General features: G+C 57.1%; 1 protein-coding gene. It reads left to right on the top strand.

Annotated features, from left to right (window positions below; translation table 11 throughout):
- Window positions 1-332: 332 nt before the first annotated feature.
- Window positions 333-635: a hypothetical protein gene (locus L8I05_RS29405; RefSeq protein ID WP_242176716.1), complete on the top strand. Its 303-nt coding sequence runs from the start codon at window positions 333-335 to the stop codon at window positions 633-635.
- Window positions 636-673 lie beyond the last annotated feature (38 nt).

The following is a 673-nucleotide window of genomic DNA, read 5'->3' on the forward strand; positions in this document are numbered from 1 at the left end:
ATGGGTGGGGTTAGTGGCATCTGGTCATGGTTTTTAAAAGGCCAGCAAGGCGCGTCTCTTTAAATTGCAGGACGTTTCCTAGACAATCCCTGCCGCCTTGTGCCTGTTGGAATCGATGGCTAGTCTGCGATCCGTCACTGCTCATCAGTGATCGGGTTTAGTCGCTCGGTTTCAGAACAGGCGCATGTCCTCCAGAAGTTATGGTGGCTGTGCGCAGGGCGTCTTCGGGCGCGCCGGGTTCCTGTTCTGACCGGTCGACTAACCTGCGTACAGCCGCCACCCTCGTTTAGTCGCGAAGAGTTTCGGCTCCTTGATCAGACAGGTACTAAACAATGAAAAAAGTCGTCCCCGACCCACCCCACACTTCAGCCAAAGCCCGTGCCGCCTTCAACCGCGCCATCGACCATTACCTGCCCACCCAAGGCGTTCACATCGAAGACCTGAGCTTCGAAGACGCCCTGCTCTACACCGCAAGCTTGCTCGACAGCGCTTCGGCCACAACGCTCAATTGCAGTGAGCTGCTGCCTGGCCCCGAGCGGGCGAAAATTCTGGCGGTGTGGCATTTGCTGGAAATGGCCAAGACCACCGTGGACCGCTCTATCGAGTGCCTGAACCCGGTAAAAACGCCTGCCTGAACACATTTGATCTTGATCGTTCCCACGCTCTGCGTGGG

It is taken from the genome of Pseudomonas sp. MONT-RG-20F-20-E-7-02, assembly GCF_022662395.1.
Taxonomy (GTDB): domain Bacteria; phylum Pseudomonadota; class Gammaproteobacteria; order Pseudomonadales; family Pseudomonadaceae; genus Aquipseudomonas.

Excerpts from the sequence above, each read along its gene's own strand:
- L8I05_RS29405 (WP_242176716.1), top strand. The coding sequence starts at position 333 with ATGAAAAAAGTCGTCCCCGACCCACCCCACACTTCAGCCAAAGCCCGT.